The organism is Streptomyces sp. NPDC018964 (assembly GCF_044390325.1).
Taxonomy (GTDB): Bacteria; Actinomycetota; Actinomycetes; order Streptomycetales; family Streptomycetaceae; genus Streptomyces.
In genome coordinates this window covers 184,899-203,363 of sequence record NZ_JBIRYZ010000009.1, presented here as the reverse complement: position 1 = coordinate 203,363, position 18,465 = coordinate 184,899, and the positions used below count along the sequence as shown (strand labels likewise).

Here is an 18,465-nt window from a genome sequence, read left to right as displayed (position 1 = left end):
CGCCGGCCCGGTGCGCGAGCGCACCGGGCCGGCGGCGTGCCGGGGTCAGGTTCTGTCCCGGTCCTCCGGGAGCGCCGTCCCGTCCTCCACGACGTGCATCGCGGCCTCCTCCGCGCCGGCCGCCCCCGCGTCGACGCCGACGTCCTCGGCGACGGACTCCTTCGTGGTGTCCGTGCGGGCGCCCTCGTCCGGGGCGACCAGGCGTCCGGCGCGGCCGGTGCCCGCCTCCGGGTCGACCGGCTCGCCCTCGCCGCCGGGGAGGTCGCCCACCGCGTCCCCGACGGGCTCGGACGCCTCCGGCACCTCCTGGGCCAGCCGCTGGTCGAGGCTCTCCCCGTCGTGCTGCTCCGCGGCCGTGGTGCCGTACTTGGTCACGCCGAGCGGTTTCTCCGGCGGGGAGTAGCCCTCGTCGAGGGTGTCGTCGTAGGTCCGCTCGTCGAGGGCGTCCTGCATGTCGAGCGGTGCGGCGTCCTCCTGTTCCTCGTTGCTCCCGGTGGGCTGGTAGGCGTCGTCCCCCATCGGCTCGGTGCCCATGGTTTCCTCCCTGTCGTGCCGCGTCGGCGCGTTCGCCTCGGTGTCAGATCCGCGTTTCCCGTGACGCGATCTCTAACCTCGGTGCGTGTGATGACGGGGAGGGGCCCCGCAAGGGATCACAGGGGCGCGTTCGGGCCGTCCGGGCGGGAGCGACGCCGGTCGACCATGTCGAGGCTCAGCCGTCGGACCTCGGTCTCGCCGAGCCGTTCGTAGCCGTCCTCGGTGATGACGGACACGACCGGGAAGAGGCGGCGGGAGAGATCGGGGCCGCCGGTCGCCGAGTCGTCCTCGGCGGCGTCGTAGAGGGCCTCCAGGGCGGCCAGGGCGGCCTCCTCGCGGGACATGCCGGGCCGGTGGAGCTTTTTGAGGGCGCCCCTGGCGTACGGGGATCCGGAGCCCTCCGCGTGGAAGCCGTACTTCTCGTAGCGGCCGCCGGCGACGTCGTAGGAGAAGATCCGGCCCCGCCCTCCTGCGGGCGCGGTGGTGTCGTAGCCGGCGAGCAGCGGGACGACGGCGAGGCCCCGCGTGGCCTGGGCGAGGTTCTGGCGGAGCATGGCGGCGAGCCGGGTCGCCTTGGCGCCGAGGGTCATCGGGACGCCCTCGATCTTCTCGAAGTGGGCGAGTTCGACCTGGTAGAGCCGCACCATGTCGAGGGCGGTCCCCACCGAGCCGGCGATCGCGACGGCGGTGTGGTCGTCGGCGGGCAGTACCTTCTCCAGGTCGCGCTGGGCGATCAGGTTGCCCATGGTGGCCCTGCGGTCACCGGCGATCAGTACGCCGTCGGCGTAGGTGAGGGCGAGGATCGTGGTGCCGTGCGGGACCTCCGTGGCGCGGACCCCCTCGGGCAGGGTGCGGGTGCCGAGCAGTTCGGGGCGGTGGGCCGCCAGGAACTCGGTGAAGGACGAGCTGCCCGGGGTGAGGAACTCCTCCCCCAGCCGCCCTTCGTGATCGCTCCGCGTCATGCCGCCTCCCCCTCGTCGCCTCTTCGCGCACCGACAGTCGACTCCTACCTGTGCCGGACGCGCGGGAAACCCGTCGCCGTCAGCCGGAGCCGGGCGCCGGGGCGATACGGGCCTCGAGGTCGCCGATCCGGTGGACGGGCCAGGAGCGGGCGTACCCGGGGGGTGTGCCGCCGGGCCCGGTGAGGGCGGCGACCGGGACGCGGCCGGCGGTGCGCAGGATCTCGGCGGCCGTGGTGTTCTCGTTGTTCCCGGCGGTCGCGCCGGAGGAGCAGCCGGTGTAGTAGCCGATGGGGATCGCCTCGTGGCCGGTGATCAGACAGGGCGGGCGGACACCGAGCCGGTGCAGGTCACCGGCCGTGCGGGCCCAGTCCCGGCGGCTGTCGACGTTGCGGTCCGCGGTGTACACGAGGACGGTCAACTGCACCGTGAGGTGACCGGCCAGGCCGAGCGCGACCAGGATCCTGGCCGCCGGCCGCCACTTTCCGCGCGGTGCCGTGACCAGGTACCACAGCGCGTCGGCGACCGGGACCGCAAGCAGGGCGTAGGCGGGCTGGAGGAAGCGGGGCGCCGCGTACTCGATCATGAACAGGTAGGGCAGGGCGACGGTCGTGGCGCAGGCCAGCGGCACCACGGTCCGCAGGGCGCGGCGGGCCCGCACGGCGACGACCAGTCCGAGGACGGCGAGCAGCGGCAGGACGAACCACCACAGGGTGATCACCGGGTGGGGCATCGAGCCCGTGCACGGACGGCACAGGGCGCGCCCGCCCAGGCTGCGCAGCTGGTCGTCGACTGCGATGTCCAGGCCGAGGCCGCCCTGGATGCGGGAGGCCTCGGCGAGCCGCTCCCGCAGGCCGCCGAACGCGGTGTACGCCTCGACCACCCACGGCACCCCTCCCGCCAGCAGACCGCCGGTGAGGGCGAGCAGGGACCGCCCGTGCCGGCCGGCCAGGGCGAGGACGAGGAGCGGGAGCGTCGCCCAGACGGCGTCGGTGGGCCGCATCCAGGCCATGAGCGCGGCCCCCGCCACGACTCCCCACAGGGGGCCGCCGGACGAGGGGTCCGCACGGTGGCGCAGGAAGCAGCCGACGGCGGTCAGCGCGCCGACGGCGACCCAGTAGTTGGGCATGGCCTGGGGACCGTAGAAGAGCGTCACCCACAGGGAGGCGAAGAAGGCGCCGGCGGTGACCAGGACCCGGACGGGGAACAGGCCGCGCCAGGAGCGCAGGGCCAGGAAGAGGGCGAGGCCGGAGAGGAGGGCGAGGTAGACGCGCAGCAGCACGGTGGACTCGGACCAGGACGCGACCGGCGCCACCAGGAAGGAGACGCCCCGGGAGCGGGGTGCGCTGAAGAAGGCGGCCGGGTGGTGGGAGGTGACCTGGCTGACGTAGACGATCTCGTCCCAGCCCAGGCCCAGCACGGGGCGTACCAGGGCGAGTTGGGCGAGGGTGAAGACGACGGCGAGCACCGCGAGCGGACGGGTGCCGCCGCGCGGTGACGGGCCCTGTCCGGGCCGCCGCTCGCGCTTGCGTATGCCGGTGAGAAGGGCACCGGTGCCGTCGGTCATCGTCCGTCCCTCATTCCCGCGTGTCGTCGGGTCCCGGGTCCCGTGGACCCTGCGCGCTGGAGGACGGGTTCCGGGAAACCGGCGTTCCGGAGATCACCGACAACCTAACCCGCGTGCGGCGGGCCCGCAGGGCGGGATACGGCCGCCCTGCGGGCCCGTCGCCGGTCAGCGCGGGGACGGGACCCGGGGCAGGGACTGCCCGGGCGCCGGGCGGAGCCCGGACGGCGGGACGGGACACCCGGCGGGGGCACCCTCGCGCACGGTCAGGGTCGCCGCGCCGGCCGACGGGGCCGTCGGACAGCGCGAACACGGACTCGCTCCGGGCCGGGACGTCGAGGTCCAGGCCGCGTTCGCGCACGGTTCGACGGCGTACGCCCGCTGTGTGATCACGTGTCGCCCCCGAGTTCGGCGAGGTCCGTCACGACCCGGTCGGCGCCGTGCGCGTACAGTGCGTCGGCCTGGCCCACCCGGTCCACGCCGACGACGTATCCGAAGTGCCCGGCACGGCCCGCGTCCATGCCGGCCAGCGCGTCCTCGAACACGGCGGCCCGGGACGGCTCGACGCCGAGGTCCGCCGCGGCGGCGAGGAAGGTGTCGGGCTCCGGCTTCCCCGGCAGGCCGCGTTCGGCGGCGACCACGCCGTCGATCCGGACGTCGAAGAGGTCCTCGGCGCCGATCGACCGCAGGACGTCACGGCAGTTGGCGCTGGAGGAGACGATCGCGGTGCGCAGTCCGCGGGCGCGGACCGCGGCGAGGTAGCGCAGGGTGCCGTCGTAGGCCTCCACCCCGTCGGTGCGGATCCTCTCCAGCAGCAGTTCGTTCTTGCGGTTGCCCAGGCCGTGCACGGTGCGGGCGTCGGGCGGGTCGCCGGGGTCGCCGTCGGGGAGTCCGATGCCGCGGGAGGCGAGGAAGACGCGGACGCCGTCGGCGCGCGGGCGGCCGTCGACGTACTCGTCGTAGTCGGCGTCGGTGAAGGGCCGGAAGGCGTCGCCGTCCCGTTCGCGGAGGAAGGCGTCGAACATCTCCCTCCAGGCGGCCTTGTGGACGACGGCCGTCTTCGTGACGACGCCGTCGAGGTCGAAGAGGCAGGCGAGGATGTCATCGGGCAGACCTGGATCCGTCATGAGGACACCGTTCCCCCCCCACGCCGCAGGACCGTGAGTGGCGCGGGCCACATGGCGGCAGGACTCCGGCGTGCCGGGTGACACACTCTTCCGTGTGGCACCGACCTTCGACGACCTCCTCCGCCGTGCCCGTGCCCTCCCGCGGGGCGGCCGGCGCGCGATCCTCGGCATAGCGGGCAGCCCGGGCGCGGGAAAGTCCACGCTCGCCCGGGAGTTGGTGCGGGAGCTGAACGGCACCGGGGAGCCGTGGGCCACGCAGGTGCCGATGGACGGCTTCCATCTCGCCGACGCCGAACTGGACCGCCTCGGCCGCCGCGACCGCAAGGGCGCCCCGGACACCTTCGACGCCGCCGGGTACGCGGCGCTGCTGCGGCGGCTGCGCGAGGAGACGTACGACGACGTCGTGTACGCGCCCGGTTTCGAGCGGACGCTGGAGCAGCCGGTCGCGGGTGCGCTCCCGGTGCCGCCGTGCGTCCGGCTGGTGGTGACGGAGGGGAACTACCTGCTGCTGGACACCGGTGCCTGGTCCCGGGTGCGGCCGCACCTCGACGAGGTGTGGTTCTGCGACCTGGACGGGGAGGAGCGGGTGCGGCGGCTGGTGGCCCGGCACGAGGAGTTCGGCAAGAGCCACGAGGAGGCGGTGGCGTGGGTGCTGCGCACGGACGAGCGCAACGCCGCGCTGGTGGCCGCGACACGGGACCGGGCCGATCTCGTGGTGCCGGGGTCCGCCCTGCCGGGTGCGGGCGCCGGGGCGTAGGACGGGCGGGCGTCCGGTGCCCGGGGCCGTCCCGGTCCTCGGAACCGGCTGGACGTGATCCGGAGCGGTGCCGCAGGCTCTGGGACATGATCAGAGCAGCCACCGTGAACGACATTCCCGACATCCGTGCGATGATCCGCGAACTCGCCGCCTACGAGAAGGCCGCCGAGCAGGCACGCGCCACCGAGGAACAGTTGCGTCGGGCACTGTTCGGGGAGCACCCCGCCGCGTCCGTCCTGATCGCGGAGGAGGACGGCACCGGCGAGATCGCCGGGTTCGCGCTGTGGTTCCCGCGCTTCTCGACCTGGACCGGCACGCGCGGCCTCCATCTGGAGGACCTCTACGTCCGACCGCACGCCCGGGGTTCCGGACACGGCAAGGCGCTGCTCGCCGCCCTCGCGGCGATCTGCCGGGAGAACGGCTTCGAGCGCTTCGAGTGGATGGTGCTGGACTGGAACGAGCCGGCCATCGGGTTCTACAAGTCGCTCGGGGCGGAGCTGCTGGACGAGTGGACGGGGTGCCGGCTGACCGGCGCCCCGCTCGAGGAGCTCGCCGCGCACGCCCCGGCCGTCACGCACCGGGTGCCCTGACGCCCGACGGGACGGTGGCCCTCCGTCCGGCACGCGCCGGTACGGGGCCGGGCCCGGCGGCGTCGGTCACTTGCTCACGGCCCGCCGGCGGTGACGCGGGCGCCGCCCCTCCGGGCGGGCGGGGCGACCGCGGACCGGGGTGACCGGGGACCGGTGCCGGGGCTCCCCGCCTTCACGTCCGGCGGTACCCGGATGGCGCCGCCGTCCTCCCTCGCCGACGCTGGTTCCGTGACCGAGCCATCGCCGAGAGCCCGCGGTGCGCGTCTGGCCGCCCTTCTGACGGCCGCCGCGCTCGGCACGGGTGCCGTCCCGTACCCGCCTCGGCGGCCCCGGTCTCCGAGGCTCCCCCGTCCTCCGCGTCCCCGTCCGAACCGGCCGGTCCGCTGGACCGGGAGGAACTGCGCGCCGAGGTGGAGCTCACCCTCGAGGAGGCCGGGTACGTCGGCGTCTCGGTGGAGGTCCGCGACGGGCGCCACCGCGTGCGGGCGCGGGCCGGGGAGGCGGAGCCGGGGAGCGGCCGCCCCGTGCCGTACGGCGCCGCCCTGCGGGCCGCCAGTACGACTAAGGCGTTCGTCGCGACCGTGGTGCTGCAACTGGTCGCCGAGGGCCGGCTGTCGCTGGACGACACGGTGGAACGGTGGCTGCCCGGGGTCGTCACCGGCAACGGCAACGACGGCAGCCGCGTTACCGTCCGCCACCTGCTCCAGCACACCAGCGGCATCCACAGCCACACGAGCGTCCGCGACCTCTTCCCGGCGGGGTACTCCGCGCGCGGCTACTACGACAACCGCTTCCGGCACCACACCGCCGCGGAACCGGTGGCCGGGGCGATGCGGTGGCCGCCCCGCTTCGAGGCGGGCACCGGCACGCCTGCTCCAACACCGACTACGTGCTCGCCGGCATGGTCATCGAGCGGGTGACCGGCCGCACCTGGCGGCACGAGGTCCGCGACCGGATCATCCGGCCGCTCGCTCTCACGGGTACGTCCCTGTCGGCGGGCGATCCCCGTCCGCCCTCCCCGTACGTACACGGCTACCACACCTACGCCGAGGACGGCCGCCGCGTCGACACCACGGCCGCCGACGCCTCCGGCGCCCTGGTCACCACGCCGGAGGACGTCAACCGGTTCTTCACCGCGCTGATCGGCGGACGCCTGCCGGGGCCGGACGAGCCGGCCGAGATGCAACGGACCCGTGCCGTGCCCGACGAGCCGGGACGCGGCTGCGGTCCGGGCCTGGAACGGACTCCGCTGAGCTGCGGCGGCTTCTACCGGCACCACGGCGGCAACGCCCTGGGCCACGCCGGTGAGAACGGCGTCACGGCCGACGGCCGGCGCGCGGTGACCGTGTCCACGAACAGTTTCGACACCTTCGACGGCGAGCGCCAGGACCGGGTCGACGAAGCGATGCGGGACCTCATCGACCGGGCGCTGTGCGACGGCCGGCCGGGCCCGGCGCGCGGTCGGCCGGGCCCGGCCGAGGACTAGTCTCCCGCCCGCCGGAAGCCCGCGGCGCTCACGTGCGGCATGACGCTGCTCGCCACGCGGAAGCGGCCGTTGGGGACCTCGGAGGACCGGCTGACGTGCACGGCGAGCGGGCCCGCCCACTCGTAGCCGTGGCGCGCGGCGTGCCGGGCCAGCCGGTCGACGAGCGCCTGGCCCACACGGCCGCCGCGACGGGTGAGCTCCTCGTGCACGGGCCCGGCGAGCTCCACGTCGTAGGCGTTGGGGACCATCACCCGGCCCGCCCGGCACACCACGGCGTGGCTGTCGCACTCGCGCCGCAGGGCGTCGACGATTTCGGCCGGTTCCCGGCCGGACAGCCGCCTCCACAGCGCCTCCCACCGGTTCTCCAGGGCGTTCTCCAGCGCGCTCAGGGCGCTCATGCTTTCACCTGCTGTTGTGGTCGGGGGCGGGGAGCGGCGGGTTCGGTCTAGCGTTCCTGGAAGTCGTCGGGCTTGATCTCGGCCTCCTCCAGCGCCTCGCGCATCGTGCGGCCGGTGCCGCCCTGGTCGCGTGCCTCCTTGTCCTGCCGCTGTTCGACGACGTCGTCGGTGTCCCGGGTCTTCGGCCGGTTCTCCTCGGGGACGGTCATGTCCGGTGGCTCCTGGTGTGTCGGGGGTTTCCGCTTCGCTGTGCCGTCGGGTTCCCCCGGAAGGCACGGATATACCCGGTGGAGCGGTCCGTCGTGCTCCGGTGAGCGGCCTGGTCACCACGGTGGGTGGGCTATGTTGAACTCTCGTGGGAGACGAAGGAGGCGCACCGGTGCGATCGCCGCAGCAGGCACGCGCACAGGCATCCGCGATCACCTCGGGGAAGGCGGGCCGGGACCCGGAGGTGTCCCCGACGGCCCAGCTCCGCACGCTGTTCGACCGGCCCCGGCTCTCCCCCGGCCAGCGGCGCATCGCCCGGTACCTGATCGAGCACATCTCCGAGGCGGCGTTCCTGTCGATCACGGATCTCGCGGACCGGGCCGGGGTGAGCCAGCCCTCGGTGACCCGGTTCGCCTCGGCGGTCGGCTTCAGCGGTTACCCCGCGCTGCGGGAGAGGCTCCAGTCGATCACGCTCGGCACCCGCCCCGCGGGCCCCGCCGAGGAGGTCCGGGGCAACGAGTTGCAGGCGGCGGTGGACGCCGAGATCGAGAACCTGGAGAACCTGCGGCGGGACTTCGCCGACGCCGACCGGTTCATCGAGGTCGGCCGCCGGCTGGCCGCGTCCGCTCCGCTCACCGTGCTCGGGCTGCGCATCTCCGTCTCCCTGGCCGAGTACTTCGCCTACGCCGCCCGCCGTATCCACCCGGACGTCCGGCTCGTGACGCTGGGCGGCAGCGTCGCCTACGACGCGCTGCTGCAGTCGCGGGAAGCGGGCGGCACCTGGATGCTGGCGTTCTCCATGCCGCGGCACGCCCAGGAGACCCTGACCGCGGTGCGGGTCGCCCGCAGCGCCGGGCTGAAGGTCGCGCTGATCACCGATCTGGCACTGGGACCGATCGTGGACGAGGCCGACGTCACCTTCGCCACCGGCACCGGGTCCCGGCTGGTGTTCGACTCCTACGCCGCCCCGGTCGTGATGTGCGCGGCGCTGCTGCAGGCCATGACGGACGCGGATCCGGAGCGGACGCGGGCCCGGCTCGACGAGTACGAGCACGTCGCCGACGAGCACCAGTTCTTCCTCAGGGACTGACCTCCGGCGGGCGCGCCGTGCGAGGTACGTCCCCATCGAAGCACGCATGAATGTTTTCATACGTCTTGCAAACCAGATGGCATATATAAATACTGCTCACGGATCACAGCCCGGCCGCTCGGCACCGGGCGCCTGCACGAACACCCGAAGCCGTCGGCTCCTGCCCGCTCCGGCGGTCGGGGTGTTCGGCCGGGCATCCCCTGCCCGGCCACCCACGGCGGCTCCGGTCATCCCCTAGGCCGGGGCCGCCCCACTCCGTCGTCCGCCCGTGCGACGCCGTACACCCGGAAGCGATGATCATGCCCTCGACGACCATGCGACTCGGTCCCGACTGGCCCTGCCAGGTCAAGACCCCCGGCAGCTACGACTGGGAGCGCTCGGCCGCCAAGTGGCTGCGCGAGCTGGTGCCCGCGCGCTACGCGAGCTACCCGGCGTTCGTCCGGCACCCCGTCCTGCTGGCCCGGCACGCCCAGATCCAGGTCGAGCACGAGATCCGGGTGGCCCGCACCGCCCTGCAGACCGCCCGGGCCGACCTGCCCCGGGCAGGACTGCGCGAAGGGGTCATCGAGCACACGATCAAGCTCTACGCCGCCGAGGTCACACAGCTCCAGCACATCGCCCGCAGCGTACGGGCGGTCGCCCTGGCCCTGTCCGAGTCCGGCCGCTGACCGTGCCCCCCGGGCGCACGCGTCACGGCCCCTGGTCCGGGCCGCCCGCGGCTCCCGGGCGAACGGGCCGCTCAACGAACCGGGAAACGTGTGCGATGCTCGTCGCGTGATGAGGGAACCTGTTGTCCCGGCGGAGCCCGGAACCGCGCCCGACCTGGTGGAACTGGCCAGGGTCGTCGGCCGGCAGCGCGCCGAGATGGACCGGCTGCGCGAGCAGGCCGCGACATCGGCCGTCGTGGAACGGGCCAAGGGCGTGGTGATGGCGCTGGGCGGATGCTCCGCCGACACCGCCGGCGAGACCCTCCTCCAGCGTGCCAAGGCGGCCCGCCGCACCCTGCTGGAGGAGTGCTGGATCACCCTGGGGGAACTGGCGCCCGCCCGGTCCGGTGAGCCGTCCGCGCGGCCGGCCGAGGACACCGGGGACACGACGGCCGGCTTCCCCGAGGCCGACCCGCCGGCGACGCCCTCGCCCCCCGACGACGTCGCCGACGCCCTGGGCCGCCTCGCCCGGGTCCTCGTCCGCACCGACACCCCGCAGGAGCTGGCCCGGTGCCTGCTGGAACACCTCGGGCCGGACCTGGCCGCGGACTCGGTCATGATCTACGCCCGCCGGACCGACGGCAGCCTGGAACTGCTCGGGCACGCCGGGACCGGTGAACGGCTGGCCGCCCGGTGGAGCCGGGTGCCCCCCTTCGGCGGGGTGGCCGTACTGGACGCCCTCGATTCCGGTGAGCCCCTCTGGCTGGAGGACTTCGCCGAGGACAGCACCCGGTACCTGCTGATCGGTGACCCGCCCGAGCGGTGGCGCTCGCGCGCCTGGCTGCCGCTGCCCGGCGGGGAGGGCCCCGGGATCTGCGTCGGTGTGCTGCGCGGGCGCTCCGGCCCCTTCACCCCGCGCGACCGCGCCCATCTGCGCGGAGCGGTCCGGCTCTGCGCCGACCGGCTGCGCGCGTTCGCCGCCCCGTCCGAGCCCGTGGCCGGCCCCCTCCCGGGCTCCGTGCGGGCGCTCTTCGCGGCGCTGCCGGTCCCGGCGGTGCTGCTGACCCCGCTGCCCGGCCCGTCCGGCGGGACCGAGGACTTCCGGATCGACGCCATGACGGCGCAGGCGGCCGACGTCCTGGACGGCACCGGGGGCGATCCGGCCGGGCGGCGGCTGCGGGAGGTGCGGCCCGACCTGGTGGACACACCGATGTGGCGGGGCTGCCTGGACACCCTGGTCGGCGGGGGGACGTACGAGAGCGAGCCGTTCGCCCACCAGGAGGTCGTGGACGGCGTCACCGAGCCGGCCACATACTCCGTACGGGTGACCCGGTCGGCGGACGCCCTGGTCGTCACCTGGCTCCGGCACGCCTCCTCCGACCGGCAGGAGCAGCGGCTCGCCGACCTGCAGCGGCTGGGCAGCCTCGGCTGGGCCGACTGGAACCTGACCACGTCCGAGGCGTCCTGGTCGTCGCAGGTCTTCGCGATACTCGGCCGGGACCCGGCGGACGGGCCCGTCCGGCTCGTCGACCTCCCCGGACTCGCGGTGCCCGAGGACCGGTCCGCGCTGAGCGGTGCCGTCGACGCCCTGATACGTGAAGGGCTGCCGCTGGACGCCCCGTTCCGGGTCCGCGACGCGCGCGGGGTCCGGCATCTGCGGCTCGCCGCGGAGGCGGTGGCCGACCTGCGCGGCACGCCCGTCGAGGTGCACGGCTTCGTGCAGGACCTGACCGCGCGGCGGCGGGCCGAGCTCGCCCTGGTGGAGACCGAGCGGGCCATCGTCACCCAGCACGACGTGCTCCAGGCCGAACGGTCCCTGGTCGCCCGGCTGCAGAACGCCCTGCTGCCGCTGCCCGAGCGGGTGGTCGACCTGGCCGGACTGCGCGTGGAGGTCGCCTACCTTCCCGCCCAGGCCGGCATACACGTCGGCGGCGACTGGTTCAGCGCCATCGAACTGCCCGACGGGGACGCCCTGTTCGTCGTCGGCGATGTCGCCGGGCACGGGGTGGACGCCGTCGCCACCATGGCCCAGCTGCGGTTCACCGCCAAGGGCATGGTCATCACCGGATCCTCGCTGACCGGCGCGCTCGCCCGGCTCAACACCCTGCTGCTGCACTCCCGGGACAGCCACGGCACCGCGACCATGGTGCTGGCCCGCTACCGGCCGGCGCAGCGTCGCCTGGTCTGGGCCCAGGCGGGCCACACCCCGCCCCTGCTGCTGCGCGACGGCGAGGTGACGTATCTGCGCCGGCCCAGCGGCATGCTGCTCGGCGGTGCCGCCGGGCCGCACTTCGAGGAGGCCGAGTGCCTCCTCGAACCCGGCGACCGGGTGCTGCTCTACACGGACGGTCTGGTGGAGCGGCCCCCGGAGAACATCGACGTGGGCCTCGCCCGTCTCGCCGCGGCCGTGGCGGCCCACCCCGATGACGAGGCCGGGTCCCTGGGGGTGCTGCTGGAGACGATGCTGGAGGACGAGCGCCGCGACGACGTGTGCGTGCTGGACATCCGGGTGCCGAAGGAGCGGTAGCCACCGGGTCAGCCGTCCGGCCGGCCGGTGCGGGACTCCAGCGCGAGGCGGGTGTCGTCGCCGTAGACGCCGGTCTCGTCGCCCCGGATGCCGTACCAGAGCTGGAAGCGGGCGACGGCGGCGGAGAGGGTGGCGTCGTAGCGGCCGTCGGTGGTGCCGGACCGGTAGACGTCCGGGATGCGCAGCAGCCGCTCCTGGAGTTCGGTCACCTCGGGGCCCGAGTCGCCCTCGCGGAGGAATCCCCGCTCGGCGGGGACGGGCGGGGCCGGGGTGACGGGGGCGGTCGTGGGCGGCCTCGGACCGGGTGCCGCGCGGTCGTCGGCGTCGCGTTCCGTGAGCAGGAGCGCGCCGCCGAAGCCCGCCACCGCGGCGGCGGCCACGGCGAGTGCGAGGGCGGTGCGGCGGGTCCCCGAGGCGTGCCGGGCCGCGGGCACGGGCGGGAGTTCCCGCGTCCGGTCCTCGGCCCCGGCGGGCGGCGGCACCGGCTCGTACCCGCCCCGCTCCTCCCGCTCGAACTCCCGGAACAGCTCGGCGAGTGCGTCGGTGCGACGCGGGCGCAGGACGCGGACGGGTTCGAGGGGCGGTCCCTCGTGCGGCCGTTCCGGCCCGGACGGTGTCGTCACGTCGCTCTCCTTCCGTGCCGCGCGCGGGGGTCGGTCCGCCTGTGCGGAGAGATACGTGACGGAGGGGCCCCGGGTTCAGGCGTCGTGGAGGAAGCGGCGCAGGGACGCCGTCATGGCGGACACGAACGCCTCCCGGCCGGTGTCGTCGAGGGCGTCCAGGGACAGGTAGGGGTTGAGGTCCTCCAGTTCGACCAGCAGCAGTCCGCCGCCCGGCGCGCGGCAGGCGTCGACGCGCTGGATGCCGTGGTCGAGGGTGTTCCAGTCGATGAAGCCCCGGGCGAAGTCCAGGTCGTCCCGAGTGGGTTCGTACGGCTCCAGCTGCCAGCGGCACCCGGTGTGCGGGGCGTACAGGGCGTACTGGAAGTCGTGGTCGACGAAGTAGAAGGAGACCTCGTAGGCGAAGTCGACGTGCGGCTGCACCAGGACGTCCCCGTCGACGTGGTCGCGCACCTCGTCGGCGGGGACGACGCGCAGGCCCATGGAGTCGGCGCCGAGCCGGGGCTTGACCACGTAGCGCTCCGCCGCGGGCAGCCGGTGCAGGTCCTCCGGCCGGTCGACGGTGGGGATCACCGGGCGGCCGGCGGCGGTCAGGTCGAGCAGGTACCGCTTGCCGGCCATGTCACCCCTGCCGGTGAGCGGGTTGTAGACCGGTGTGCCGGTCGCGGTGGCGCGCTCGCGGAAGGCGTCGTAGGCGTCCCGGTACGCCAGTACGGGACCGCTGTTGCGGACCACGACGGCGTCGAAGCCGTCCATCAGGGCGACGGCGTCCCGCGGATGGCACAGGGCGAGGTCGAGGTGCTCGCGCAGCCGGGAGGTGAGGAAGACGTCCTCGTCGCCGTAGCGGCGTCCGCGGGCCGGGTAGGCCAGGTCGGTGACGTACAGGACGCGGGGGCGGGCGGGCGGCATACGGGCTCCTCGGGGACGGCGGTGGCCCGATCATAGGAACGACCTGGGCCCGCCGCCTCGGCGGCACCGGGTTCCGCCGACGGCGTCGTGACGCTCGCCGGGGCGGGCCGGCGGTCCTTCTTCCGCTCCTTCCCGGCCGAGGGGACGCGGTCCTCCCGGCCACGAGCGGTGCCCGGCCGGCATGACGGGACGGCCTCCCGACGGCGGTCGCGTGCGTACGCGTCGTCCGCGGCCCGGCGGTGCGAGCGCGCGCCGGCCGGATGCCTGCGGGCGCGCTTCGCCGGTCCACGGGGCCACGTCCTCCGCGCCGAGGTGATCACGGCGGCGGTCGCCGTGCACGACAACGCGCCGCGCTCCTGGCCGCGTTCGGGCGGGGACGGACGCGGAGGCCGTGGTGGACCGTGTGCGGGCCTCGTTCGGTGCCGGGCCCGAGGACGTGGTGGTGGTCGTTCCGCGGTGCGGAACACCGCGGTGGCGGACGGTGCGGGAACCGGGGACCGCGGCCGGGCACGGACGCCCGCCCGAACGCGAGGGTACGGAGTGCCTTTACGGGTGGCACCGAGTGCCATACCCTGTGGCTGTGCGCGGTGGCACGACGCACCGGCACGCGCGTGCCGGGTGACCGCGCACGCGGGATTCCGGCCGAGCGCAGGGAGTTGACCAGCGTGTACCACCCCTCGGAAAGCGTCGCTCAGCAGGCAGCCGGCTCCACGACGGGCGTCCTCGACCCCCGGGACAAGGGCCGGGCCGAGGCCATGCTCTTCCAGCGCTGCGCCTGGTGCGGCACCACCATGTACCACCGGCTGCTCTGCCCGGTCTGCCAGGGCAGCGACCTGCGCACGGAGCGCAGCGAGGGCGTCGGGACGGTCCGTCACTCCACGGTGCTGCACCGCAACACCCCGGCGGCCCGCAACGTGTCCCTGATCGAGATGGCCGAGGGGTTCGTGGTGCGCGGCCGGGTCATGGGGCCGCCCATCGGCATCCACAGCGGCGACCGGGTACGGCTGTCGACGGCCGAGGACCCGGTGCGCGGCGAGCCGGTCTTCCAGCTGGTGGACGAGCCGTTCCGGGCGTGGACCTGACGGGCCGCCGGGTACGGTCCGGCACGCGGCTCAGAGGGTGATGCGGATCCCGACCGTACCGTCCGTGCCCCGGCGGAGACGGCTGCCCAGGAGGGTCAGCCGGCCCACGAGGCCGTACTTGCGGGCGAGCAGCCTGCGGTAACGGGCCGTGGTCGCCGGGTCGCAGATCTCCGCCGTGGCGGGAACCTGGTCACCGGTCGGGTTGCCGCGTACGTCACAGGGGCCGACGAGGACGTCGCCGCGGGCGCGGATCCGCTTCACCTTCCACGAGTCGGCGACGGTCCACACCCCGAGCGCGTCACCGTCCCGCACCACCCACACCGGAGTGGCGACGGGTGTGCCGTTCTTGCGGTAGCTGGTGACCAGCAGGTACTTCCCCGCACCCAGCCGGTCCCTCGACGCGTCGTCCATGCGGGGAAGTCTAGGCGTCCGGGCGGCGCGCGACGAAGACGAACTCCCGGCCGGGGCGGTCGGGGGCGTCCCGCACCTCCTCCACCGTGAAGCCGTGCCCGGCGAGGTCCGCCTCGACCTCCTCCCGTTCGCGGAAGCGCAGCGTCGAGTCCGAGGTCAGCACCTCCCCGTCCGCGGCGAACACGTAGGTGGTCCGGAACGTCACCAGCGGGCCGTCCACCTCGGTCACCCGGTGCCAGTGCTCGACCGTGCCGACGCCGGGCACGTCCGTCCTGCGGTACGACTCCTCCCGGGTCCACCCCTCCCAGGCCCTTCGGGCCGGGTCGCGGGTCTCGAACACCAGGCGTCCCCCGGGCCGCAGGGCCGCGCGGGCGCCCCGCAGGGTGGCGTGCCAGGCGCCCGGACCGGCGATGGCCTGGGCGACGTTCGCCGTCATGGTCGCCAGATCCGCCCGCAGCGGCTCCAGCGCCGTCGCGTCGCCCTCGATCCAGCGGACCCGCGCGGCGCCCGGCTTGCCCCGGGCCACGTCGAGGGAGGCCCCGGCGGGTTCGACGCCGACGACCTCGATGCCCCGGTCGGCGAGGAGCAGCGCGAACACCCCCGTCCCGCAGCCGATGTCCAGCACCCGCCGGGCACCGAACTCCTCCGCCATGCCGAGGTAGGCGTCGAGGTCGCTCCGGTCGGGGTCGAGCGGGTCGTAGACCGCGGCGAGCCGCGGGTGGCCGTAGCACTCGTCAGCCACGGGCGCCGCCCGCGCGCTCCACGGCGTCCGCCATCCGCCGCACCGCCTCCTCGAGCACCTCGGGTGAGGCGGCGAGGTTCAGCCGGGCGTGGCCCGCTCCTCCCGTACCGAAGGACGGACCGGGGTTGAGGGCCACGCGGCCGTGCCGGAGGAAGGTGCCGGCGGGGTCGTCACCGAGGCCGAGGGCGCGGCAGTCCAGCCAGGCGAGGCAGGTGGCGTCGCCCGGCCGGTAGCGGACCGCCGGCAGCCGCTCGGCCAGGAGGTCCGCGAGCAGCCGGCGGTTGGTGTCGAGGCCGGCGAGCAGGGCGTCCAGCCACGCGGTGCCGTCGCGCAGGGCGGCGGTGTGGGCGAGGACGCCGACGTGGCTCGGGCCGTGGCCGACCTCCTCGGGCATCCGCGCCAGGTCGTCCGCGGCCCCGGGCCCCGCGACGGCGAGGGCGGCCTTGAGTCCGGCCAGGTTCCACGCCTTCGACGCCGACATCAGCGACAGACCGCGCTCGCCGCCCGGCACGCTCAGGTACGGCACGAAGCGGGTGCCGCCGAGGGTCAGCGGGGCGTGGATCTCGTCGGCGACGACGCGTACGCCGTACCGCTCGGCGAGGGCGGCGACGGCGGACAGTTCGTCGGCGGTGTGCACGGTGCCGGTGAGGTTGTGCGGGCTGCACAGCAGGTAGGCGGCGCGCCGCCGGCCGGCCGTCACCCGCCGGAAGACGTCCTCCAGGACGTCGGGGTCGATCCGCGCGTCCGCACCCAGCGGGGCCTCGGCCACCCGGCGGTCCATGTGCCCGACGAAATCGTAGAACGGCGGGTACACCGGTGAGTTCACCACCACCGCGTCCCCGTACCCGGTGACCAGTTTCAGCATCTCGACCACGCCCAGCATGACGTCGGGGACGATCGCGGTGCGCTCCACGGCGATTCCGTCCCAGTCCCACCGCTTGTCCGCGAAGGCGGCCAGCGCCCGGGCGTAGGCGGGGCCGGCGGGATAGCCGGTGTCGCCGAGCTCCATCGCCCCGGTGACGGCGCGGACGACCGGTTCGGCCAGGGGGACGTCCATCTCGGCCACCCACAGGGGCAGGACGTCCTCGGGGTAGGTGCGCCACTTCATGCTGGTGCGGCGGCGCAGGCGGTCCAGGTCGAGGGCGTGCAGCGGATTCGGCTCACCGGACGTCTCGTGCGGAATCCTGGTCATGGGCCCACGATAGGCGGCCGTGGTGCGCGGGGGCACCGGGACGACGGGGCGCCGCCCGCCTCCCGCCGCCCGCCTTCCACCGGACGCCCTCCGCCTTCCGCCTTCCGCCGGGCGGGATCATGCCCGGGCTGAACACGTCGGGCCGCGGACCCGTATGGGAAGGGGGCCTTCGACTCAGGGGAGGCTCCCGCGGTGCGCGCACCGCGCGTCGAGGTTCGGGAGCCACGCATGAGCCACGCACGACGACGGGCCGTCCGGCGAGTGACACGGCTGGCGGCCGTCGGCGGACTCCTCCTGGGGGCCACGATGGTCACCCACGCCGTCGCCGGTGAGCCCCGCGCGTCCGACGCGGTTCCGTTCGCCACCGCCGGGGAGGCGACGGCCGGGCCGGGCGCCGGCCTGGTGTCGAGGCTCGGCACGTCCCGTACGGCGGGCAGTTGGATCGCCGACGACGGCAGGACGGTGGTCGCGGTCACCGACGAGGAGGCGGCGGCCGAGGTGCGCGCGGCCGGTGCCGAGCCGAAGATGGTGCGGCACAGCATGGACGACTTCAAGTCCGCGACCAGGACACTGGGTTCGGCGCCGCGCGTGCCCGGGACGGCGTGGGCCATGGACTACCGGACCAACGAGGTGGTGGTCCGGGGCGACAGCACGGTGTCGGCGGACGACTGGTCCGAGCTGACCGAAGTGGCGGACGGCATCGGCGATTTCGTCCGCATGGAGCGGAGCGGTGGCACCTTCACCACCCGGCTCAACGGGGCGCTGCCCATCCTGTCGACGGCCGGCCGCTGTTCGGCGGGGTTCAACGTGACCGACGGGGAACGGGAGTTCATCCTCACGGCCGGGCACTGCGGGCCCGACGGGTCGGTGTGGTTCGCCGACGACCAGGGCAGGCAGGAGGTCGGGACGACGGTCGGCAGCAGTTTCCCCGGGGACGACTACTCGCTGATCGAGTACGCCGGCGGCCGGGCCGGCGAGGGCGCCGGGGTGGTGGCCGTCGGTGACGGCAAGGGCGTACGGATCACGGGGGTGGCGGATCCGGCGGTGGGCCAGCGGGTGTTCCGCAGCGGCAGCACCAGCGGGCTGCGGGACGGTGAGGTGACCGCGCTCAACGCCACGGTGAACTATCCCGAGGGCACGGTCAGCGGTCTCATCGAGTCGAACGTGTGCGCCGAACCCGGGGACAGCGGTGGTCCGATGTTCTCCGAGGGCATCGCGCTCGGTGTCACGTCGGGCGGCAGCGGCGACTGCCGGACGGGCGGCACGACGTACTTCCAGCCGGTGACGAAGGCGCTGGCGCGGCTCGGCGTACGGCTCATCGTGGCGCCCGGGGCCGACGGGGGCGCGGCGGCGCCCTCCCCCGCCCCGTCGGACGCGCGGGGCGCGGCGGCTCCGGACGCCGCCTCGCCGGGGCCGTCGACTCCGGTGCGGGGCATCCTCCCGGACCCGTCGACCCTGCTGTCCCGGCTGGCCGACCCCCGCAACGTCGGTCCCGGACTGCTGGTGATCGCGGGCAGCCTGGTCGCCCTGGTGGCGTCGCGCTGGATACGGGCGGAGCAGGACCGCAAGGAGTACCGGCGCCACTACTCGGCGTCATGGGGCTGAGCGGGCGGCGGGTCCGGA

At 74.7% G+C, this 18,465-nt stretch carries 18 protein-coding genes and 1 pseudogene; 8 read left to right on the top strand and 11 right to left on the bottom strand.

Annotated features, from left to right (window positions below; translation table 11 throughout):
• Positions 1-45: 45 nt before the first annotated feature.
• The 4 genes from ACH5AO_RS17915 to ACH5AO_RS17900 form a co-directional block, all read right to left on the bottom strand.
• Positions 46-534 (bottom strand): DUF5709 domain-containing protein, encoded by a 489-nt coding sequence (locus tag ACH5AO_RS17915; RefSeq protein ID WP_398925620.1) that lies wholly within the window; start codon positions 532-534, stop codon positions 46-48.
• A 116-nt stretch (positions 535-650) separates the two neighbouring features.
• The gene (gene prcB / locus ACH5AO_RS17910; protein ID WP_398925618.1) at positions 651-1,496 is read right to left on the bottom strand and encodes a proteasome subunit beta; all 846 of its coding nucleotides are present in this window, start codon (positions 1,494-1,496) and stop codon (positions 651-653) included.
• 79 nt (positions 1,497-1,575) lie between these two features.
• On the bottom strand, positions 1,576-3,060 hold the full coding sequence (locus ACH5AO_RS17905) for a hypothetical protein (protein ID WP_398925616.1): 1,485 nt from the start codon (positions 3,058-3,060) through the stop codon (positions 1,576-1,578).
• Positions 3,061-3,446: 386 nt separating this feature from the next.
• Complete coding sequence (locus tag ACH5AO_RS17900) at positions 3,447-4,184, bottom strand: HAD family hydrolase (protein WP_398925614.1); 738 nt, start codon at positions 4,182-4,184, stop codon at positions 3,447-3,449.
• Between the two features lie 94 nt (positions 4,185-4,278).
• On the opposite strand from ACH5AO_RS17900, the gene ACH5AO_RS17895 reads away from it, so the two are divergent.
• The 3 genes and pseudogenes from ACH5AO_RS17895 (at position 4,279) to ACH5AO_RS17885 (ending at position 7,017) form a co-directional block, all read left to right on the top strand.
• Positions 4,279-4,941: a nucleoside/nucleotide kinase family protein gene (locus ACH5AO_RS17895; protein ID WP_398925612.1), complete on the top strand. Its 663-nt coding sequence runs from the start codon at positions 4,279-4,281 to the stop codon at positions 4,939-4,941.
• A gap of 86 nt (positions 4,942-5,027) precedes the next feature.
• The gene (locus ACH5AO_RS17890) at positions 5,028-5,531 is read left to right on the top strand and encodes a GNAT family N-acetyltransferase (protein WP_398925610.1); all 504 of its coding nucleotides are present in this window, start codon (positions 5,028-5,030) and stop codon (positions 5,529-5,531) included.
• A 410-nt stretch (positions 5,532-5,941) separates the two neighbouring features.
• Positions 5,942-7,017, top strand: a pseudogene (locus tag ACH5AO_RS17885) (serine hydrolase domain-containing protein).
• Here the strand turns inward: ACH5AO_RS17885 and ACH5AO_RS17880 are convergent.
• Together ACH5AO_RS17880 and ACH5AO_RS17875 are read right to left on the bottom strand one after the other, a co-directional pair.
• Positions 7,014-7,415 carry a DUF3662 domain-containing protein gene (locus ACH5AO_RS17880; RefSeq protein WP_398925609.1) on the bottom strand — a complete coding sequence of 134 codons (402 nt, stop codon included), beginning with the start codon at positions 7,413-7,415 and terminating at the stop codon, positions 7,014-7,016. The pseudogene ACH5AO_RS17885 and the gene ACH5AO_RS17880 overlap by 4 nt on opposite strands.
• 47 nt (positions 7,416-7,462) lie before the next feature.
• Positions 7,463-7,624, bottom strand: coding sequence for a hypothetical protein (locus tag ACH5AO_RS17875; protein ID WP_398925607.1), 162 nt, complete (start codon positions 7,622-7,624; stop codon positions 7,463-7,465).
• A gap of 170 nt (positions 7,625-7,794) precedes the next feature.
• Between ACH5AO_RS17875 and ACH5AO_RS17870 the strand changes: the two genes are divergently transcribed.
• From ACH5AO_RS17870 to ACH5AO_RS17860, 3 genes are all read left to right on the top strand, one after another.
• Positions 7,795-8,712 (top strand): MurR/RpiR family transcriptional regulator, encoded by a 918-nt coding sequence (locus tag ACH5AO_RS17870; RefSeq protein WP_398925605.1) that lies wholly within the window; start codon positions 7,795-7,797, stop codon positions 8,710-8,712.
• Positions 8,713-9,005: 293 nt separating this feature from the next.
• Complete coding sequence (locus ACH5AO_RS17865; RefSeq protein WP_398925603.1) at positions 9,006-9,380, top strand: hypothetical protein; 375 nt, start codon at positions 9,006-9,008, stop codon at positions 9,378-9,380.
• A 109-nt stretch (positions 9,381-9,489) separates the two neighbouring features.
• Entirely contained in the window at positions 9,490-11,886 is a 2,397-nt protein-coding gene (locus ACH5AO_RS17860; protein WP_398925601.1) for a SpoIIE family protein phosphatase, read from the top strand.
• An 8-nt stretch (positions 11,887-11,894) separates the two neighbouring features.
• Here ACH5AO_RS17860 and ACH5AO_RS17855 read toward each other — a convergent pair whose 3' ends face one another.
• Positions 11,895-12,509, bottom strand: a complete 615-nt coding sequence (locus tag ACH5AO_RS17855) for a peptidoglycan-binding protein (RefSeq protein ID WP_398925600.1) — start codon at positions 12,507-12,509, stop codon at positions 11,895-11,897.
• Positions 12,510-12,584: 75 nt separating this feature from the next.
• Positions 12,585-13,415 (bottom strand): hypothetical protein, encoded by an 831-nt coding sequence (locus ACH5AO_RS17850; RefSeq protein ID WP_398925598.1) that lies wholly within the window; start codon positions 13,413-13,415, stop codon positions 12,585-12,587.
• 665 nt (positions 13,416-14,080) lie between these two features.
• Here ACH5AO_RS17850 and ACH5AO_RS17845 point away from each other — a divergent pair.
• Positions 14,081-14,497, top strand: coding sequence for a Zn-ribbon domain-containing OB-fold protein (locus tag ACH5AO_RS17845; protein WP_398925799.1), 417 nt, complete (start codon positions 14,081-14,083; stop codon positions 14,495-14,497).
• 30 nt (positions 14,498-14,527) lie between these two features.
• On the opposite strand, the gene ACH5AO_RS17840 is transcribed toward ACH5AO_RS17845, so the two are convergent.
• Genes ACH5AO_RS17840 through ACH5AO_RS17830 form a run of 3 tightly spaced genes read right to left on the bottom strand, consistent with a single transcriptional unit; the run spans position 14,528 to position 16,842 of the window.
• Positions 14,528-14,908, bottom strand: a complete 381-nt coding sequence (locus ACH5AO_RS17840) for a PPOX class F420-dependent oxidoreductase (protein WP_398925596.1) — start codon at positions 14,906-14,908, stop codon at positions 14,528-14,530.
• 10 nt (positions 14,909-14,918) lie between these two features.
• Positions 14,919-15,650 (bottom strand): class I SAM-dependent methyltransferase, encoded by a 732-nt coding sequence (locus ACH5AO_RS17835; RefSeq protein WP_398925594.1) that lies wholly within the window; start codon positions 15,648-15,650, stop codon positions 14,919-14,921.
• A complete protein-coding gene (locus ACH5AO_RS17830; RefSeq protein ID WP_398925592.1) occupies positions 15,643-16,842 on the bottom strand; it encodes a MalY/PatB family protein in 1,200 nt (399 codons plus the stop codon). The genes ACH5AO_RS17835 and ACH5AO_RS17830 overlap by 8 nt, the downstream gene beginning before the upstream one ends.
• 228 nt (positions 16,843-17,070) lie before the next feature.
• Between ACH5AO_RS17830 and ACH5AO_RS17825 the strand changes: the two genes are divergently transcribed.
• A complete protein-coding gene (locus tag ACH5AO_RS17825; RefSeq protein WP_398925590.1) occupies positions 17,071-18,447 on the top strand; it encodes a S1 family peptidase in 1,377 nt (458 codons plus the stop codon).
• The last annotated feature ends 18 nt before the right edge of the window (positions 18,448-18,465 follow it).

Coding starts and splice junctions, on each gene's coding strand:
- ACH5AO_RS17915 (WP_398925620.1), bottom strand. CDS start 534: ATGGGCACCGAGCCGATGGGGGACGACGCCTACCAGCCCACCGGGAGC.
- prcB (WP_398925618.1), bottom strand. CDS start 1,496: ATGACGCGGAGCGATCACGAAGGGCGGCTGGGGGAGGAGTTCCTCACC.
- ACH5AO_RS17905 (WP_398925616.1), bottom strand. CDS start 3,060: ATGACCGACGGCACCGGTGCCCTTCTCACCGGCATACGCAAGCGCGAG.
- ACH5AO_RS17900 (WP_398925614.1), bottom strand. CDS start 4,184: ATGACGGATCCAGGTCTGCCCGATGACATCCTCGCCTGCCTCTTCGAC.
- ACH5AO_RS17890 (WP_398925610.1), top strand. CDS start 5,028: ATGATCAGAGCAGCCACCGTGAACGACATTCCCGACATCCGTGCGATG.
- ACH5AO_RS17880 (WP_398925609.1), bottom strand. CDS start 7,415: ATGAGCGCCCTGAGCGCGCTGGAGAACGCCCTGGAGAACCGGTGGGAG.
- ACH5AO_RS17875 (WP_398925607.1), bottom strand. CDS start 7,624: ATGACCGTCCCCGAGGAGAACCGGCCGAAGACCCGGGACACCGACGAC.
- ACH5AO_RS17865 (WP_398925603.1), top strand. CDS start 9,006: ATGATCATGCCCTCGACGACCATGCGACTCGGTCCCGACTGGCCCTGC.
- ACH5AO_RS17860 (WP_398925601.1), top strand. CDS start 9,490: ATGAGGGAACCTGTTGTCCCGGCGGAGCCCGGAACCGCGCCCGACCTG.
- ACH5AO_RS17850 (WP_398925598.1), bottom strand. CDS start 13,415: ATGCCGCCCGCCCGCCCCCGCGTCCTGTACGTCACCGACCTGGCCTAC.
- ACH5AO_RS17840 (WP_398925596.1), bottom strand. CDS start 14,908: ATGGACGACGCGTCGAGGGACCGGCTGGGTGCGGGGAAGTACCTGCTG.
- ACH5AO_RS17830 (WP_398925592.1), bottom strand. CDS start 16,842: ATGACCAGGATTCCGCACGAGACGTCCGGTGAGCCGAATCCGCTGCAC.
- ACH5AO_RS17825 (WP_398925590.1), top strand. CDS start 17,071: ATGAGCCACGCACGACGACGGGCCGTCCGGCGAGTGACACGGCTGGCG.